The 16,246-nt window shown below is 47.7% G+C and carries 19 protein-coding genes; 14 read left to right on the forward strand and 5 right to left on the reverse strand.

Going from position 1 to position 16,246, the window contains the following annotated elements; all coding sequences use genetic code 11:
* The first annotated feature begins 124 nt into the window (after window positions 1–124).
* Window positions 125–2,140 carry an oxidoreductase gene (locus tag AC3WQT_RS14775; RefSeq protein ID WP_492704716.1) on the forward strand — a complete coding sequence of 672 codons (2,016 nt, stop codon included), beginning with the start codon at window positions 125–127 and terminating at the stop codon, window positions 2,138–2,140.
* Window positions 2,141–2,188: 48 nt separating this feature from the next.
* On the opposite strand, the gene AC3WQT_RS14780 is transcribed toward AC3WQT_RS14775, so the two are convergent.
* Together AC3WQT_RS14780 and AC3WQT_RS14785 are read right to left on the reverse strand one after the other, a co-directional pair.
* Window positions 2,189–3,085 carry a hypothetical protein gene (locus AC3WQT_RS14780; RefSeq protein ID WP_492704717.1) on the reverse strand — a complete coding sequence of 299 codons (897 nt, stop codon included), beginning with the start codon at window positions 3,083–3,085 and terminating at the stop codon, window positions 2,189–2,191.
* Window positions 3,086–3,208: 123 nt separating this feature from the next.
* Window positions 3,209–3,466: a hypothetical protein gene (locus tag AC3WQT_RS14785; RefSeq protein WP_492704718.1), complete on the reverse strand. Its 258-nt coding sequence runs from the start codon at window positions 3,464–3,466 to the stop codon at window positions 3,209–3,211.
* Window positions 3,467–3,624: 158 nt separating this feature from the next.
* On the opposite strand from AC3WQT_RS14785, the gene AC3WQT_RS14790 reads away from it, so the two are divergent.
* Window positions 3,625–4,143: a hypothetical protein gene (locus AC3WQT_RS14790; protein ID WP_492704719.1), complete on the forward strand. Its 519-nt coding sequence runs from the start codon at window positions 3,625–3,627 to the stop codon at window positions 4,141–4,143.
* 49 nt (window positions 4,144–4,192) lie between these two features.
* A complete protein-coding gene (locus tag AC3WQT_RS14795) occupies window positions 4,193–6,019 on the forward strand; it encodes a phosphoethanolamine transferase (RefSeq protein WP_492704720.1) in 1,827 nt (608 codons plus the stop codon).
* Here AC3WQT_RS14795 and AC3WQT_RS14800 read toward each other — a convergent pair.
* The 3 genes from AC3WQT_RS14800 to AC3WQT_RS14810 form a co-directional block, all read right to left on the reverse strand.
* The gene (locus tag AC3WQT_RS14800; protein WP_492704721.1) at window positions 6,012–7,022 is read right to left on the reverse strand and encodes a hypothetical protein; all 1,011 of its coding nucleotides are present in this window, start codon (window positions 7,020–7,022) and stop codon (window positions 6,012–6,014) included. The genes AC3WQT_RS14795 and AC3WQT_RS14800 overlap by 8 nt on opposite strands.
* A 125-nt stretch (window positions 7,023–7,147) precedes the next feature.
* Window positions 7,148–7,624 carry a hypothetical protein gene (locus AC3WQT_RS14805; protein WP_492704722.1) on the reverse strand — a complete coding sequence of 159 codons (477 nt, stop codon included), beginning with the start codon at window positions 7,622–7,624 and terminating at the stop codon, window positions 7,148–7,150.
* Window positions 7,624–7,998: a hypothetical protein gene (locus tag AC3WQT_RS14810; protein WP_492704723.1), complete on the reverse strand. Its 375-nt coding sequence runs from the start codon at window positions 7,996–7,998 to the stop codon at window positions 7,624–7,626. The genes AC3WQT_RS14805 and AC3WQT_RS14810 overlap by 1 nt, the downstream gene beginning before the upstream one ends.
* Window positions 7,999–8,163: 165 nt before the next feature.
* On the opposite strand from AC3WQT_RS14810, the gene AC3WQT_RS14815 reads away from it, so the two are divergent.
* The 11 genes from AC3WQT_RS14815 (at window position 8,164) to AC3WQT_RS14865 (ending at window position 16,230) form a co-directional block, all read left to right on the forward strand.
* Window positions 8,164–8,739, forward strand: a complete 576-nt coding sequence (locus tag AC3WQT_RS14815) for a hypothetical protein (RefSeq protein ID WP_492704724.1) — start codon at window positions 8,164–8,166, stop codon at window positions 8,737–8,739.
* Window positions 8,740–8,859: 120 nt separating this feature from the next.
* Window positions 8,860–9,060 (forward strand): hypothetical protein, encoded by a 201-nt coding sequence (locus tag AC3WQT_RS14820; RefSeq protein ID WP_492704725.1) that lies wholly within the window; start codon window positions 8,860–8,862, stop codon window positions 9,058–9,060.
* On the forward strand, window positions 9,057–9,479 hold the full coding sequence (locus AC3WQT_RS14825) for a hypothetical protein (RefSeq protein ID WP_492704726.1): 423 nt from the start codon (window positions 9,057–9,059) through the stop codon (window positions 9,477–9,479). Before AC3WQT_RS14820 ends, AC3WQT_RS14825 begins: the two co-directional genes overlap by 4 nt.
* Before the next feature lie 22 nt (window positions 9,480–9,501).
* Window positions 9,502–10,203 (forward strand): hypothetical protein, encoded by a 702-nt coding sequence (locus AC3WQT_RS14830; RefSeq protein WP_492704727.1) that lies wholly within the window; start codon window positions 9,502–9,504, stop codon window positions 10,201–10,203.
* A complete protein-coding gene (locus AC3WQT_RS14835) occupies window positions 10,200–10,595 on the forward strand; it encodes a hypothetical protein (RefSeq protein WP_492704728.1) in 396 nt (131 codons plus the stop codon). The genes AC3WQT_RS14830 and AC3WQT_RS14835 overlap by 4 nt, the downstream gene beginning before the upstream one ends.
* A gap of 36 nt (window positions 10,596–10,631) precedes the next feature.
* Window positions 10,632–11,066 carry a hypothetical protein gene (locus tag AC3WQT_RS14840; RefSeq protein WP_492704729.1) on the forward strand — a complete coding sequence of 145 codons (435 nt, stop codon included), beginning with the start codon at window positions 10,632–10,634 and terminating at the stop codon, window positions 11,064–11,066.
* A gap of 375 nt (window positions 11,067–11,441) precedes the next feature.
* A complete protein-coding gene (locus tag AC3WQT_RS14845; protein ID WP_492704730.1) occupies window positions 11,442–11,789 on the forward strand; it encodes a hypothetical protein in 348 nt (115 codons plus the stop codon).
* Between the two features lie 17 nt (window positions 11,790–11,806).
* Window positions 11,807–12,532 (forward strand): DotI/IcmL/TraM family protein, encoded by a 726-nt coding sequence (locus AC3WQT_RS14850; RefSeq protein ID WP_492704731.1) that lies wholly within the window; start codon window positions 11,807–11,809, stop codon window positions 12,530–12,532.
* 13 nt (window positions 12,533–12,545) lie between these two features.
* Window positions 12,546–13,613, forward strand: a complete 1,068-nt coding sequence (locus AC3WQT_RS14855; RefSeq protein ID WP_492704732.1) for a DotH/IcmK family type IV secretion protein — start codon at window positions 12,546–12,548, stop codon at window positions 13,611–13,613.
* A complete protein-coding gene (locus AC3WQT_RS14860) occupies window positions 13,614–15,089 on the forward strand; it encodes a DotG/IcmE/VirB10 family type IV secretion system protein (protein WP_492704733.1) in 1,476 nt (491 codons plus the stop codon).
* Window positions 15,090–15,156: 67 nt separating this feature from the next.
* On the forward strand, window positions 15,157–16,230 hold the full coding sequence (locus tag AC3WQT_RS14865; protein ID WP_492704734.1) for a hypothetical protein: 1,074 nt from the start codon (window positions 15,157–15,159) through the stop codon (window positions 16,228–16,230).
* Window positions 16,231–16,246 lie beyond the last annotated feature (16 nt).

Raw genomic sequence — 16,246 nt, forward strand, 5'->3', positions numbered from 1 at the left:
GACAACATGTTGTCTGCCAACGAAACGAACATCTCTTGCAAGAGATGTTTCCCAAAAGCACCAGCCTTGCTGGAACGGCTTTGCGTAAGTCCTTTTTTGACGCCCCCTTCTTTAGGAATACGCCATGTCTTTTTATCCTCACCTGACAAAGCCACTCGATCTGGGTTTCACTACTTTACCCAATCGCCTCTTAATGGGTTCCATGCACGTGGGGCTGGAAGAAGTCGACAATGGCTTTGAGCGCATGGCGGCATTTTATGCAGAGCGCGCCCGTGGTGGCGTTGGCCTGATCGTGACTGGTGGCATTGCCCCGAATGAAAGAGCGCGTCCCATGCATGGCGGTGCCATGCTCACCACTGAAGCAGAAGCAGAACATCACAAGATAGTCACCAGGGCGGTACATGAGGCCGGTGGCAAGATTGCCATGCAGATTTTGCATTTTGGCCGTTATTCTTACCAGCCTACCCTGGTCGCACCGAGCGCCATCAAGGCACCGATCAATCCATTCAAGCCGCATGCATTGACGACAGAAGAAGTGGAAGAAACCATTTCTGATTTCGTCCGGTGTGCTGCACTGGCGCAGTCAGCAGGTTATGATGGTGTCGAAGTCATGGGTTCAGAAGGTTATCTGATCAATGAATTCATCGCCGCCTGCACCAACCAGCGTGACGATGAATGGGGCGGTGCTTATGAAAACCGCATCCGCTTCCCTATAGAAATCGTGCGCCGCATACGCGAAAAAGTGGGCACCAACTTCATTATCATTTACCGCCTCTCCATGCTGGATCTGGTTGACGGTGGTTCTACGCTGGAAGAAGTCACGCAACTGGCAAAAGCCATAGAAGCCGCAGGTGCGACAATCATCAATACCGGCATAGGCTGGCATGAAGCGCGTATCCCTACTATTGCCACCAAGGTGCCACGCGCTGCTTTTGCCTGGGTGACCAAGAAGCTCAAAGGCCAGGTGAATATCCCCCTGATCGCCACCAATCGTATCAACACGCCTGAAATTGCCGAGCAATTGCTGGCAGAAGACTATTGTGACATGGTGTCAATGGCACGCCCACTGCTGGCAGACCCGCTGTTCATGCGAAAAGCAGAAGAGGGCAGGGCGGATGAAATCAATACCTGCATAGGTTGCAATCAAGCCTGTCTGGATCATACTTTCGGTGGCAAGGTCACATCCTGCTTGGTCAATCCACGTGCCTGCCATGAGACTGAACTGGTCGATGCACCTCTGGGGAAAACCAAGCGCATTGCTGTAGTTGGTGCTGGCCCTGCCGGCCTGAGCTTTGCGACGACTGCTGCCAATCGCGGCCATGCTGTCACCCTGTTTGATGCCGGTTCTGAAATTGGCGGTCAGTTCAATATCGCCAAGCAAGTGCCTGGCAAGGAAGAGTTTTATGAAACCCTGCGCTATTTCGGCAAACAAATCGAACTGACCGGCGTTACGCTGAAACTCAATACCAAGGTCGACGCAACTGACCTGGCAGACTTTGATGAAGTCGTACTGGCAACGGGCATTACTCCGCGTGTCCCGCCTATCGAAGGTATAGAGCATGCCAAAGTCCTCAGTTATCTCGATGTCTTGCGTGACAAGAAAACGGTTGGCAAATCTGTTGCCATCATAGGCGCAGGCGGCATAGGTTTTGACGTTGCAGAATACCTGAGCCACAGCGGTACCAGCCCTAGTCTGGATCCGGAAAAATTCTATGCTGAATGGGGTATCGATACTGATTACAAAAATGTGGGAGGACTGCGTACTGCTGATGTGGAAAAACCTGCACGCCAGATTTTCCTGTTACAGCGCAAGACTTCCAAGGTAGGTGATGGCCTTGGTAAAACTACAGGCTGGATACACCGCACAGGTTTGAAAAACCGTGAAGTGCAAATGATAGCCGGTGTCAGCTATGACAAGATAGATGATGCGGGTTTGCATGTCACTATCGGTGGTGAGCAAAAATTGTTGCCAGTTGATAATGTGATTCTGTGTGCAGGGCAGGAACCAAGGCGTGACCTGCAAGCCATGCTGGAAGCCGCTGGCAAGCCAGTCCATCTGATCGGTGGTGCGGATGTAGCGGCAGAACTGGATGCCAAACGTGCTATCAACCAGGGCACACGTCTGGCGGCGACTATCTAATGCTGGAATGAAAACTGGCAGGTTTCCCTGCCAGTTTTTTGTAGATTTTCAGGCAAACAGCTTTTCGTATTCCTGACGATCCTGGTCTGAAATAAATGCATCCAGATACAATGACCATGAGTTCTGGTTACGGTCTGCCATGTTCTTGTTCAGGCCCGGTATCAGCGCCAGCTTGGACGGTGGCAAAGTACGTTTGCGAATTGCATCAAACACGATATCGCTAAAGTGTTCAGCAAAGCTGACCGGGCTACCGATTTCTTTCAGCAAGCGGTCTATGATGGCGATCTTATCGATACGTTGCGTATCTATGAAATAACGCACCATTTTTGACAGTGGTGATTGCAGGCTGTTTTTTTCCAGTCGCAATTGCTGCCTGAGGATGATCTTTTGCGTATCCGTATTCAGGCGGTTCTCTATCAATTCAAGCACGCCACCATTCGGTGCTGCCAGCGCCACTTCCAGCATGGTCCAGCGTTCATTTTCATTGACGGCATAATCAGCAATATTGTCATAGCTGATATTCCCTTTTAGTTCTTCATCTGATATCAGGCTACTGTCTTCTGTCATGACAAAGTGGGTTTTACCCAAGGTATCGTGCATGCTTTCGAGTAAAAGCACCGTGATGGGCAAATTACCAAAGAAAACTGAAAATCCCAGGATGTCTCCATACAACCTGATTTTTGACCGGTCTGAAATAGCAAATGCCCGCAAGAAATCATTGCTGTCACGGGGCAGGGCACAGCGGCTGAAATACTGGCGTGGGTAACCCTTGGCCAGATAGGTTTCCACGATACGCAAACCATTTTCTGCCTGCAGGCATTCTGCGACCGTAGGGACAACCCCATCATTGGCTTCAATGGCATAGCCATCAATAATAATTCGCGCGCAGTGCTTTTTTATTTCTGCTTCAGAAAAGATGCTGGCATTCAGATGTTCAGAAAGCACGAATAATGACCTTTGTAATTGAAATGTCTATCTGTTGATAATTTTTGATACGCAGAATAAATACAGGGTAAATACAGATAAGCTGTAAAAATGTATGTGCTTGGCGCAATATTAGCGGCTTGACTACCTTGCTTTTTCCTTGCCTGCTTTTACCTGCTCATCACGCCAGTCCAGATATTCAGGGAAAGTCATTTCCCGCAGTGCCACGCAATTGCGCAGACCCTGGGTGACCACCATGTCAAAGTTTTCAGGGTTGATCTTGGCTTGCGGATACACTTCACAGCGGTAAAGCATAGGCAAGCCATTTGGGCGTGGCTGGTTCGGTGCCAGCATTTCATTGCCTATCATATTGGCCAGCAAGGCGACAAGTATGGTGTTCATAATCCCGGATTCCCTGATGCAGTACTGTCTGGATTTCAAAAAAAAACCGGAAACTATGGTTTTTCGACCAGTTTTTGTCTGCTAATGATAACATTGGCTTCATCGTCAATGCTGATGAAATTTTACTTTCATTAGCTCATAACAGGAAAGAGAATTTCATGCGGCTGATTACCAAGTTTGTACTGGTTGCGGTATTTGTAGCGGGCATTGCCCTGCTTGTTATGATTTTTGGCAGCAAAAACGAGCTTGATGCGGTGGGGAATACACCTTTGAAAGAGAAACCGGAGTATGCAGCAATGGTGGAAAATGCCGAAAAATTGCCTGACCTGAAGATATTCCCGGGTACATTTATGAGTGTTGCGGAATCCCGGCAACAGGTACTGGAATACAAGATTACCCTGGCAGAGAATCGCAGCTTTCAATTCAGCGTTTCTTCCTATGCAGCAAAGAAAGATTGGGCAAATACCAAGCCTGAAGTCAGCAAGCAGTTAAGCGGTGTGTATAGAATCAAAGGCAATGTCATTTACTTCGAGAATTTGCAAGGACATACTGGATTGATGTCGGAAAAGGCGCGCAGCGTTATTGGAACATGGACACCGGATGGTATTGAATTCAAGAATGAAAACTCAGTCATGCGTCTGCGCATGCTTGCACCATCAACCGCTAATAAACAATAACAACACATAAAACCGGTATTGCGGGCAATGCCATACCGGGTTGCAAAAAATGAATACGCCTGCCAGTCAGCTTAACAAGGAAAATCAGGAAGGGCATCATCTCAGCAGCGGTTTGGCTGATGAATTGTTGTCTTTCCTGTTCTTATTAATACCATTTGCAATTACCAATGGGATTGTCATTGTCAAGGCAGCAGCACTGCCTTTATATGGTGGCAAGATCGTCTTGTTTGCTTTACCCATTTCCTTCCTGTTCTTCCAGTTATGGAAGCGTAGTCTGTTGGTCAAGATACTGACTGGCTTACTGGCTGCACTGGCTGGAGCCGAAGCTTATGTGGCCTATCAGTTTGGAGGTATATCCGGCTCCAGCCTGTTTTCAATTCTTGCTTCCAGTGATAGCAGTGAATCACTTAATTATTTGCTGGAACGTAGTCAGACTATAGTGCTGTGGTTATTATTGTGTGCAGTCAGTACGATGCTGGCATTGTATTTTTCTCGCCGCAGTCGTTTCAAGCCCGGTGGTTTTTTGATACTCTGTCTGCTCTGTGTCGCAGGCTATGGCTGGTATATCGGAGCCATGAGTGCCAGTAGCTATCTCAAAGAAAGGAATGCCAACCGTTTTCCTACAGTTAGTGAAAATGCCAGAGAAAAATTGTTTGGCGTCGACAATTTGCCCCCTTTGCTATCAACCGTGAAAGACACCTTCCCTTACGGTATGCCAATCAGGTTGTGGATGTTTTGGCAGGAAGAAAAATTCATGCATGGCATGGAGCAAAAACTGAGCAATTTTCGTTTTGGTGCAAAACTGACTGAACCTGCGGCAGCGCAAGAAACCTATGTACTGGTATTGGGCGAGACAGCCAGATTTGACCGTTGGACAGTGAACGGCTATATCCGGGATACTTCACCCAATTTGCTGAAAGCCAGACAAAACGGAGAGCTGGTCAGCATGCGGGATATGATTACCCCCAGGGCATTTACCATGGGATCCATCCCCATCTATTTAAGTGGGCGGGATATCATGCTGGAAGGGGCGACGCAAAAATCCCTGATTTCTGCTTTCAAGGAAGCAGGTTTCAAAACTTATTTTCTGTCTACCCAGGTCAAGAAAAGTTTCCTGAATAACGTTACTACCCTGTTCGCAGCAGAAGCGGACGTACAACAGTATTTTGAATCCGATGAAAGTCTTGGTTTCGTCTATGACGATGCCTTGCTTGCGCCACTCAAAAATATTTTGCAGGAAAAATCGCCAAAGAAACTGATTGTCCTGCATACCATGGGGAGTCACGCCATCTATGCGGCCAGATACCCTAAGGCATTTGAGAAATTTCCTGTCATTGGTGACGAAAGGGCTGCTGCTACAGGTGAACAATTCAATGACATGCAGTCAACGTCCAACGCCTACGACAATAGCATACGTTTTACCGATCATGTACTGGGAGAAATCATGCAGGCATTGACTGCCCTGCAAGGTAACACGGCCATGATTTATGGCTCCGATCACGGCGAAACATTGCCCACACCGCAGTGCAAATTCATAGGGCACGGCGCCATGAATGAAGAGAATTTACGCGTCCCTTATTTTGTGTGGGCCAATCAAGCCTATCGGGAAACGCATACTGCCAAATGGAATAAGCTACTGGAGAATCAAGGCAAGGCCACAATGACAAGCGCCAATTTCGCAACTTTGCTGGATATGGCAGGCATCAGTTTTACCAGCTTTCCTGCAGGGCATAGTCTGGCCAGTGAATACCAGGTCAAGCCTGCAAGAATAGTCCAGGATATGCAAAACGCCGATCTTGACTTCAATACCGCAAAAAAAGTGGATGCCACTTGCGGCAAGTTGCAAGCCAGGGACCAGGCCCCTGGGTCTAAGTAGTTAAATCCATACCTATCCTGGCCAGCTCTTTTGCTCGTGCAGACACAATCCATTCCTTCTGTGTCGCATCAAATTTTTCAAGGAAGTCTTCATCAGGCGTGTCGCCCGGTTTGGGAGTCAACTTGAGTATGACTTCTTTCAAAGCTGCGTTGCTCAGCAAATTTTCGTTTTCAGCTTGCACATGTTTTGCTTGCCGGCTTTGGAAATTGTGGGTCTCGGCAATCAGCTTTCCATGATCATACAATTTGACTTCATAGCGCAACTGCGATTTTGAGATATGCGCCATCAGTTTTGAGCGCAGTAAAAATCCTTGAGTATTCAGACTGGTAAAGCAACCATCGTTTAATTGGTATTGCGGGTGCCGCCACAATTCACCACCGTGATTGCGATTGGCGAATTCGATTTTGACGACATTTTGCATATCCAGGGACAGGGGCACAGTGCTTCTTGCTGTGGCATACAGCAGGGGTGTGCCATCGTCATCACGGCTCAGATAACCTTCGGGCAGCAGACTGAATTGTTCTGAATGCGCCATCCCGACAAGGTCAGGCAAGTCTGGATCGGTAAACCCTTCCTCCATACGGATGCGGAAATTGCAGTCGCGTACACTTTCGAGTTTGAGGATCAGATCATCAGGCATGGTCAGCGCATAGCGTGTTTTTAGCACTGATTTAATCCAGAGTTTTTCACCAGTTCCTGATTCTATTTGCTCAGGCTGTATCGATGCTATGGTGTGCAGAGGGCGAATAATGATTTCGCCTGCCTGTTTGCGTTGTATGGCGGCATCAATGTAAGGTTCGTAGACATTAAGCGCTTTTGCCACCATTTTTTCTTCAAAACCTGTCAGTTGCGGCCCGTCTGGCCGTTTTTCCAGAATTTTAACGAGTATGGCGCGTATTCTCTCACGCTCAGCAACAAGATCTGCAAGCACATAACTACCATAGCGGGGTAACTCGTTGAGAATGCTGTCTATTTTTGATTTGACCGTGTTCGGGGTATTCATTTTTTATTTTTCTGGCGCATATTGCATATCGCGTGTTGACCTGCTACTCAGGAAGCAAGGCATGATAATACATGTTGTCTCAGGCATTTGCTGCACGAGCTTGCGACAGCTGAACGCTATAGGTCTTATTTTCTTAATTGCAATACTGGCAAAGCTTCACCTTGGGGGATATTTGCCAGCCCATGCTTGCAGGCTTTGATCGCGCCATCCCTGAATTTATTCTCCCCATATTGGCGGAAAGTTTCTACCTGCTGCTGTATCACCGTTTGCTCAGCCAGGTATTGATCACTGACCGTTTGCATGTAAATACGCCGGGTTTGCAACCGTATGTCAGCAGGCAGCTCAGGGAAGCGGGTGTCAAAAGAGTCTGCAACTGAACGGGCAAAACTGCGGGTCTTATAGACATCGACATTCCTGAGACGATTTGACATGGATACCATGATGATGGACGCTACGTCTTCACAAGCCATTTCCAGTTGCAGCAGACTTAAAGGTACCTTCATATTCGGTGAGGCCACCCCTTCGCTAACTGCTGGCGTTGAGATTTTGCCGCAGGAACTCAGTAACATCGTGGCAGTCAATACACATATAAACTTCTTCATCAGGCTAGGCCACACAGTCTTGCATACGACATGCCCACTTCATGATGGGTTTTGAGATAGCGCATCCATTCATCTGTTTTGTGGACAACCTGCACACCGTTCACTTTTAGTGTGGCAGATAATTCCCGGCGTAACTCGGCAAGTTGCGCTGGGGAATTACTTTGAAAGCCCGGCAATTCAACTTTCCAGGCGATGGTCGGAACCAGTCTGTGATGAACTTGTTTTTTTTGCACATATTGGGTTTCCAGACGCAAAAAGATGGTTTTCACCGTGGGGTTCTTTGCCAAAGTCTGGAAAAACTCTTTTTTCCATGCGGGTAATACAGAATTTTTTGTTTCATTCTCGTATTTTTCCGCAATATTTGTTAAGCTCATCAAAATACCTTTATAAAAATGAAGGTAAAAAAACTTTTCTCATCGAATGCTAGCAATTGTGACTGAAAGTGTCAATTTTGATCGAGCTGTCAGAAGCTTAAAAATTACTGGAATACGATGAAAAACTATTGCTGGGTATGTATTTTTTAAAATTCGGTTAAGTCAATGAATAAACTCGCTCTGTTTTTGTTAGCAACTTTCGCATTTGGAAATGCTAGTAATATTGCCCATGCTCAAGATAAGAAAAAAAATCCAATTCCAGAGATCCGCGAGCCACTTGATGACAAACGTTCCCAACGCTTGATTGTACTCGCGACTGACCTGATGTTTGTCAGACATTTTGCCACTGACAGGCAAATCAAGCTAAGGGAACTGGAAATCAATGTCAGCCTGGAACCCTTCAATGAAAAGCAAAAAGAGCTTCTTGCCATCCGCAAGAAACAAATGGAAGAGTGTGGCAAAGATGCTGCCGTAGTACAGGGTAATTTTTTTACCGCTTATGATCAGTTAAACGCCGCCAAATACGAAGTGTCAGACTATAAAGCGATTTACACCTACGCCAAGAAAAATATTGCTGAATTTCAGCGCAAGGATTTGCTGCAACCCGCGGAATTGAAATCTTATGAAGATAGCCGGCCGCAGGGTTTTGCATTCCGCAGTGTTTGCATTGATGACGGCGTGGCGCCCAAGCTGAAAGAAAAGACAGAATTCATTTCTCCAAATGCGCTGCCTAAAAAATAATCCAGGTTTGACAGTAAACGCTATCTATCAAAAATGACTAAGCAAACCATGATGTATCAAGTTTTTTTGCGGAAAAAATTACGCCGCCTGTTAACAACCATGTTTTTTCTGGTCTTATGCGTGGTCAGCGCCATTGCGATTTTCGCGTTGTTGGTCACGGCCTTGAATGCGGCAGGTGCGGGTGTCATGGCGATACCTGGCGCTTTTATCTGCTTGATTCTTTATGAACTGGGGCGATATTTTTTTTACCGGAGTTTCTTCATGCAGCAACTTGCTCGCTTTGCGGCCTGGAAACAAGTACTTGATGAAAGTGAAGTATGACTACCATTACTGCTAATCCGTCGATGAGTAAGTTTTCTGCCTTGCCTGGCAGTGCCATGCAGCTGTTATTTGCCGTCAGCGCGGTGATTTTTCTGCTATTTGGCATTGGTCTTACACGCATACTCAGTATTCATTTTGAGCAGCGCGTATTCAGCCTGATTATTTTTTGTGCACTACAATTGTTGCCTTTGTATTTTGCCTTGCGCCTGCCTTCACTGACGGTAGCGCGACTGCATTTGCTTGGGGTAAGCACCTATTTTCTGATCGGCTTTCTGGCCAATTTGATGTTCCCGCAATTGAAGTCTTATCTGGCCTGGCTCTTCTACAGTTTTTGCATTATGGTATTTTTGCTTGCGCTGGTAACAGCTGGGCAGTCCATGCGCAACGGCATCGTTCGCCTGTTCAGGCGCGCTAAATAATTCCAGACAGAGGTAAGTTTTGTTGCACAAGCACATCTTCATTGGCATTTGCAGTTTCGCGCTGGTGCTGGCGGCACAGATTGCGCCGGTTGCCGCCGCAGATGCAAAGACATCTTTGGTCAAGCCCAAACATAGTTTGCCAGCGCAAATGCCGCAGCATCATAACGAGTATGAACTGACAATTTACCGTTTGCCAGCAGGAGCAGAAATAGCAAAGCTGATCTGCGGATCGGTACGTAAATGTGAAAAAAAAATAAGTGGTCCCTATTCTTTTTACGCGTTCTCATCGAAACTTGATGAATTGGATGGCGATTTCATCAGGATGAATGTGAGTCGTGCTCAGCAGTACGCAGTGTCGGCAAATTACGAGTTCACGCAAGGGAAGTACTTTTCTGTGGCATTCAAAAAAAGTGGGTCCATAGGCGAGAATGTACTTTTTGAAGATATCAGCTTTGTTGTCAGACCCGTACTTGTGGACGCAGGAAAAATGGATATAGATGTTTTTGGCCTTTTCAAGTATCACTTGTTGGGAGCGGGACAAAAAATTAATCCGTCCGGACGTAATATCAATTTCAAATCCTCCATCAGCCAGTCAAAAAACTTTGTCCTGATTGCTGAGGCGCAGGCGCAAAAGAATGAACCTGTTTATCTGGCAGTGATCAAGCAATGTGATGAAATCATCAATCCCTCCTATGAAGTAAAAATGCTGGAGAAGGGTCTATGAAAAGAATTTTCTTATTGATCTGCTCCGCCGCTACTGTGCAAATTTGCCTGGCGGGTGGGTCCCTGACTGAAGAATTGGCTGCTGAACGCGGCATCAAGGTGGTCAATATAGATTTGCTGGGAAAATCTAAATCAACCCCGGTCAAGCCGCAAATCATGAGTTGTGGTGGTACAACCATGGCCAGCAAAGCCGCGACCGGTGATGTGCTGCAAAATAAGGATGGGAAAATGACCATCGCTGCCAGTCAGCCTGCGGCTGCGCCAGAATTTGATGTAGAGAAAATGAAAGAGTCGCTGATGGACGTATCCAGGCAGGCATCGAGTAGCCGTTATCAGGCTGCCATGGCACAAGGTGGAAAAAAGAAATCCTGCAATTTGAATTTGACTGACTAAGTCAGGACATCCCCAACTTTTATAGCGGAAGAAATCATGCCTCTGATAGATCAACTAGTTGAAGCTCTGCACAATTTGCATAAACCTCATGTAGACCGGGCTTTGCAGTTATATCAGTCCATACCGGTGCCAGATGGATTGGCTGCAGAATATTTCCAGCATCTGCAGCACAATAGCCCGGCCATGGCGGCAGAATTGCCGGTTGACGGTGAAGCCAAGCTGGCTGCGGCGCTGGGCGCGTTATATGGTGTGATACAGGTATTAAATCGCTGCGCTACCAATTTTCCTTTCGGCCGGGCTTTGCCACTGTTGCCGTTTGTGGCTGAAGACAAGACTGTCAGGGCCGCACAAGAAACCTTGTTCGACAAAATGAAAGACGAATACTTTGCCCCATCTATCTCTGACGACGCCAACGGCGAGGCCGTGTATCTGAACCGGTTGGCGATGATCAGGGAAATGTTGCAGGAATAGTTGACCGCAAACGTATTCGAATGAATGCACCTGGTGACATTCCTATCTCGGCAGCACGGTTTTAGTCATCGCTGATTGTAAAAAATTTCTCTCGTGAAACTGCTGTTATTTCCTCTGGGCATCAGATAGACAACATTTGTTGTTATTGGTCTATGTTCATCTGCGACGAAATATTTCTCTCCATAAATGCCTTTCACAGGCGCAATAAGCCGTATTAAATTACCTTGATACAATCCAGATGTTTTTTACCATCATTGTCTTAATAAAATCTTTGCAAAGCTGGTAGAATTTGGAATAAATGTCGAAAAAACCTTATCTAGCCTTTGTTTTCATAAATTGACATGTTAAGATAATTGAAGAATTCTAAATTTTTCTATGAAAAAAGATCCAGCAATACCTGTTAAGCCTTCACTTTCGCCTGTGGTCAAAAAGACCAGGCGTTATGGCTTTGAGTTCTACCGGGATAACTTCCGTCGCATGACTGTGCTCGCTTTGGGTCTGGTTGGCGTGAATATCGTTCTGGTGGTTGCGATGTTTCTGGTGTACGGCAGTTTTCCTCAGAGGGATCTGTATGCAACCACGCGCAATGGTTTATTGGTGAAGTTGAGGCAGTTTGACAGTGTCGATCAGGTCAAGGCGACACAGGCGGTAAAAGCGTCAGTAAGCGCGACAGAAAAGGCAGCAGTAAATGCAGCGACAAATGCCGTATCGGCGTATCCATAACGTGTAAGAGGATCAAGATGTCTGGTTCCATAGCTCAACAAAAATTGCAGCCTCAGTCAGAAGTCAAGCAGTCGGCGCATGCAGTTGATTCATCCAATTCCGGTGGTAATGTCAAGGAAACCACTGGACAGCCTGAATTGAATATGGCGCGTGCCGAGTTTTATCTTGATCGCTATCGCTTCATCCAGAAAGTGGTGGCGGGCTTGCTGGTGCTGACGATCTTGATGGCATATGCCTTGTATGACGTATACCGCAATCCCCCAAAGCCCTTGTATATAGCCGCCGAAAATGACGGGCGCATTATTGAATTGCGCCCCATCAGCCGTCCTACCATATCCAAGAATGCGCTGCTAACCTGGGCTGCTGAATCGGTGACATCGATCTTCACTTATGACTATGTGAACTATCGCAAGCAGTTCCAGGGCAATATTGATTATTTCAGTGCTGATGGCTGGCAAGCTTATATGGAGCAACTGGATAAGTCCGGTACGCTGCAGACAGTCAAAGAAAAATCCATGTTGGTTTCTGCAGTCGTCACCAGTAGCCCTGTTATTACTGGCGATGGACAAGTGAATGGTGTCTATATGTGGAAAGTGGAAATGCCGATTGATGTGACCTATACGCCATTCGGACAGAGTCCAATCAAGCAAAAACTGATAATAAAAATGAACCTGCGCGCAATTTCTCCTCTGGAAAATCCGCGTGGCGTGGTGATCGATAGCTTTAGTACTTTCGAGCGGTGATTTGAGGTCGTTGATGATGAACAAGAACAAAAATATCCAGCTTGCCTGCGCACTACTCATAGGGCTGCTTGGCAGTGTTGCACATGCCAGGCAGGCTACGCCTGCCAAGCCCGGTGAAATGGCTTTGCCAAGTGCAGTGCCTGCGCCAGTTGATCCTGCCCAGCAAGCGGTGAGTCCTGCCAGTTCGGCCAAACTGACTGCATCAGAACTCAATGCGCGCTACAGTGATCCTGCCATGTTGCCATCGCCAGATGGTTATGCAAGGCCACGTACCAAGCTCAAGATGCCGCAATTCCGTGATCCCAAAGAGCAGGCTTTTGATGAGCTGCTTGATGAAACCGTGACATTTAACCGGGATGAGATTAATCGCTATTACGACCGTATTGATGATTTCAAGCGTTCAGTACGCACACCTGACGGGCAGATGCATAGAGCGGTAATTTCCTCTGTTATCGTGAATCTGCAGCCGGGCTCAGTGATACCGGTAATGCGTTTGAACGTCAATGAGAATTCATCTCTGTTATTCACAGATTCAACGGGTAATCCCTGGCCTGTCGTCAAATTTTCTGCGCCATCCAAATCCATGTTTGCGGTGGAATTTCATGCCAATAATAATCCGCATGAAATTGCTTTGGAGCCTATCAAGGATTATGCCTACGGTAATTTGAAAGTCTTTTTGGCTGGCATGAGTACGCCGGTTTTTGTGCGCCTGGTGACGGGACAAAAAGAAACCGATGTGCGCCTTGATGCCAGAATGCCGGTACGTGGCCCGAATGCGGCTGCACTGATAGAAAAGCAAATGCCACCAGAGGCTTCGTCTTCGATGTTTTCCATGCTCAATGGCGTAGTGCCAGAAAAAGCACAGGAACTCAAAGTTGAGGGGGCTGATGCCAGAGCCTGGATGCTGGATGGAAAAATGTATTTGCGCCTGACCAATAAGACTTCAGTGCGCTCACCATCATGGACGGGGACCATGTCCTCCATTGATGGCACCAATGTTTATGAGCTTCCTGCGCGCACACCGGTAATCTACGCAGCGCAAGAAGGTAAGAGTGTTGAATTACGCGTGTCGGGGTTTTAAATGGCAGAAAAGAAAACAGGCGGACCAGGATTTTTGACAAATCCAAAATCCCGCATGATGGTAATAGGTGTTGCTGTTGTTTTGATCGCAGGCGTCGCGCTGGCAGTCAATGGCATGCTTAAAAAAAGTGCTCTGGAAAAGGAACAGGGCGGGCCTACGAATACTGCAGCGTTACCCGCTGACGCGAATAAAAAGACTGTCATTGATCCCAAGAAAGTTGATGCGCAGCAGTCTGAATTACGCAAGGCTGCGAATGAAGATGCTGCCAAGCGTGCTGATTCAAGCGGGCAAACTTTTATCGCCACCATGCGACCTGACACTGCGCCGGCATCTGTCGCCACCACGGGCAATGCGATAGATCCTACTATGTACGCTGCACGTAATGCAGAAAATGGCTTTGGCAGGTATGCCGGTCCACGTGAGCCGACAGAGCAAGAGATACGCGATGCAGAAGCGGCGCAACAGAAAAAAGTCGATGACTGGAAGCGCAAACTGACAGCCGATAAAGCAAAGATTAATGAAGTATGGGAGCCAGGATCACGGGTTTTCTATACTGCCTATGTAGGCAGTGAGAATAATCAGGCTGACAAGAAGGAAAAAGAATCACAAGAACAGCCTGGAGCCAAAGCGGACCCGCAAAAGAAGGGGCAAGTGTTCGCAAGGGCAGGGGATATTTTTTACGGCAGCATCGATATAGGCATGAATACGGACGAGCCTAGTGCGGTCACAGCATATATCCTGAGTGGCCCGTTCAAGGGAGGGAAGCTGTTAGGTGCTCTGGCGGGGCAGACTGCGCCATACTCAGAAAAGGCAGTGATTCAATTTACTTCGCTGAATCATCCTAAGTTTGAACGTTCCATCCCCGTTAAAATTTTCGCTGTAGACCGTGATACCAAACGTGCTGCGGTGGCTGACAATGTTGACCGTCATTTGCTGACTAAATTCGGTTTGGCTGCCATCGTTGATTTTGCCCAGGGTTATGCTGAGGGCAAGGCACAGACGAATTCGACTGTTCTTTATGGACAGAATGGCTCGCCGACTGTTGTCACTCAGTCAGAACTCACTAACCAGCAATTGATTGCCCGTGGTGCAGCAAAGACCATGAACCGGGTCGCCAGTACGCTGGCACCTTATACGAACAGGCCAAATACCCTGGAAGTCTATTCGCAGACGGAGATAGGTTTGCTGGTGGCGGCAGACATCGTCTATGTCGAAGGGGTCAACGCAGACAATAGTGGTCCGGTGCAAGGAGTGGGCGCGGCTAATGGCGCAAGACGTGCATTGCCGCAACCTGCGATGGCGAATACTTATGCGCCAGCGCTTCCGGTTCAGCAAGGTCAGCAGGGTGTATATGGCCAGCAACCAGTTTATGCACCACAGCCTGCCTATGGCCAGCAGCCAGTGTACGCGCCCCAGCCAGCCTATGGTGGCCAGCCGGCATTGTATGGGCAAGTGCCTGTGTATGGCCAACGTTAAATCCGCTTGTTGAATGCAGCTTTATTTTTGACCGAAAAGCCAAAAATAAATTGAAGATAAGGAAAGAATGATGGGTATGAATGACTGGGATGGCCTTGCAGGTGATCAGGAAGAAAATGCAGATGCAGCTGCCTCGGCAACTGCAAAAAAAGAAGGTGAAAAGAAAGTAGTTCCCTTGCCTGCGGTAGCGGCAAAGAATAATAACAAGACCATGTTTTTGGCCATGGGTGGCCTGATGCTGTTTGTCATGGGCGTATTTGGATACACCAAGTACATGCAATTCCAGAACATGCAAAATGAAGAGCGCCAGCAGCAACAGCAGGCATTCAAGAATCAAAAGCAAGAGGCCGAGCGCAAGAAGAATGAGGCAGAAGCAAAAGACAAGGCAGCTGTTGTCGCTACCGCAGAAAAGCCTGCAGTGGAGTCGGCACCGGCATCCGCCAGCCAGCCTCAGAATGAGGATCTGGTAGCGTTGGCACAGCTTAAAAATCGTAATAACCCTAATGCGGCAACTCCTGCCGCTGCTCCAGTTGTAATACCGCCAGCAGCGATGCCCGTGCCGGCCAGGCCTGTTGTAGCGCAAACAGCACCAGTTGCGCAATCCTACGCACCTGCCCAGGATGCGCAGAAACGCGAGCAATATGTCAGCATGCTGGAAGGGCGTGTGAATGATCTGGGCCTGACTAAATTGCGACTGGAAGCCGAACTCTGCAAATATGAACCAAGACGTGCTTTCTGCGGCACATCCAATAAGCCAGCCGCAGCACAAGAATCACAACGTGAACCAGCACAGGCGAGTGCCAGACCAACTCAGCAGGTTCAGCAAGCCAGTGGGCGTGTCATGCTATTTGATACAGCCAAAGCAGGCAATGCGATTACACCAGAGTTATCTCGTACTGCTTCGAAAACAAATGGTGCGCAGACATTGAACTTGCCTTCGCGCGCGCAGACTGCGGATGCAGCACCCAAGGCATTGTCCCTGCAAGGTTTGACTATTTTGCGTGACCGTGTGCTGTACCGTGACCGTGATGGGCTGACCCATGAAGTTGAATTGGGTGGTGACATGGAAGGTCTGGGGCGTCTGGAAAGAATAGATTTTGAAAGAAAATCTTTCCAGGCTGGTGGGCGTACTTATAACTGATGACAGGTTTGGGGCC

This window comes from Undibacterium sp. FW305-107, assembly GCF_058788535.1.

What these genes read in the sequence shown, in the direction of transcription:
- AC3WQT_RS14775 (WP_492704716.1), top strand. Translation starts at nt 125, where the DNA reads ATGTCTTTTTATCCTCACCTGACAAAGCCACTCGATCTGGGTTTCACT.
- AC3WQT_RS14785 (WP_492704718.1), bottom strand. Translation starts at nt 3,466, where the DNA reads ATGAACACCATACTTGTCGCCTTGCTGGCCAATATGATAGGCAATGAA.
- AC3WQT_RS14790 (WP_492704719.1), top strand. Translation starts at nt 3,625, where the DNA reads ATGCGGCTGATTACCAAGTTTGTACTGGTTGCGGTATTTGTAGCGGGC.
- AC3WQT_RS14795 (WP_492704720.1), top strand. Translation starts at nt 4,193, where the DNA reads ATGAATACGCCTGCCAGTCAGCTTAACAAGGAAAATCAGGAAGGGCAT.
- AC3WQT_RS14800 (WP_492704721.1), bottom strand. Translation starts at nt 7,022, where the DNA reads ATGAATACCCCGAACACGGTCAAATCAAAAATAGACAGCATTCTCAAC.
- AC3WQT_RS14805 (WP_492704722.1), bottom strand. Translation starts at nt 7,624, where the DNA reads ATGAAGAAGTTTATATGTGTATTGACTGCCACGATGTTACTGAGTTCC.
- AC3WQT_RS14810 (WP_492704723.1), bottom strand. Translation starts at nt 7,998, where the DNA reads ATGAGCTTAACAAATATTGCGGAAAAATACGAGAATGAAACAAAAAAT.
- AC3WQT_RS14815 (WP_492704724.1), top strand. Translation starts at nt 8,164, where the DNA reads ATGAATAAACTCGCTCTGTTTTTGTTAGCAACTTTCGCATTTGGAAAT.
- AC3WQT_RS14825 (WP_492704726.1), top strand. Translation starts at nt 9,057, where the DNA reads ATGACTACCATTACTGCTAATCCGTCGATGAGTAAGTTTTCTGCCTTG.
- AC3WQT_RS14835 (WP_492704728.1), top strand. Translation starts at nt 10,200, where the DNA reads ATGAAAAGAATTTTCTTATTGATCTGCTCCGCCGCTACTGTGCAAATT.
- AC3WQT_RS14840 (WP_492704729.1), top strand. Translation starts at nt 10,632, where the DNA reads ATGCCTCTGATAGATCAACTAGTTGAAGCTCTGCACAATTTGCATAAA.
- AC3WQT_RS14845 (WP_492704730.1), top strand. Translation starts at nt 11,442, where the DNA reads ATGAAAAAAGATCCAGCAATACCTGTTAAGCCTTCACTTTCGCCTGTG.
- AC3WQT_RS14850 (WP_492704731.1), top strand. Translation starts at nt 11,807, where the DNA reads ATGTCTGGTTCCATAGCTCAACAAAAATTGCAGCCTCAGTCAGAAGTC.
- AC3WQT_RS14855 (WP_492704732.1), top strand. Translation starts at nt 12,546, where the DNA reads ATGATGAACAAGAACAAAAATATCCAGCTTGCCTGCGCACTACTCATA.
- AC3WQT_RS14860 (WP_492704733.1), top strand. Translation starts at nt 13,614, where the DNA reads ATGGCAGAAAAGAAAACAGGCGGACCAGGATTTTTGACAAATCCAAAA.
- AC3WQT_RS14865 (WP_492704734.1), top strand. Translation starts at nt 15,157, where the DNA reads ATGATGGGTATGAATGACTGGGATGGCCTTGCAGGTGATCAGGAAGAA.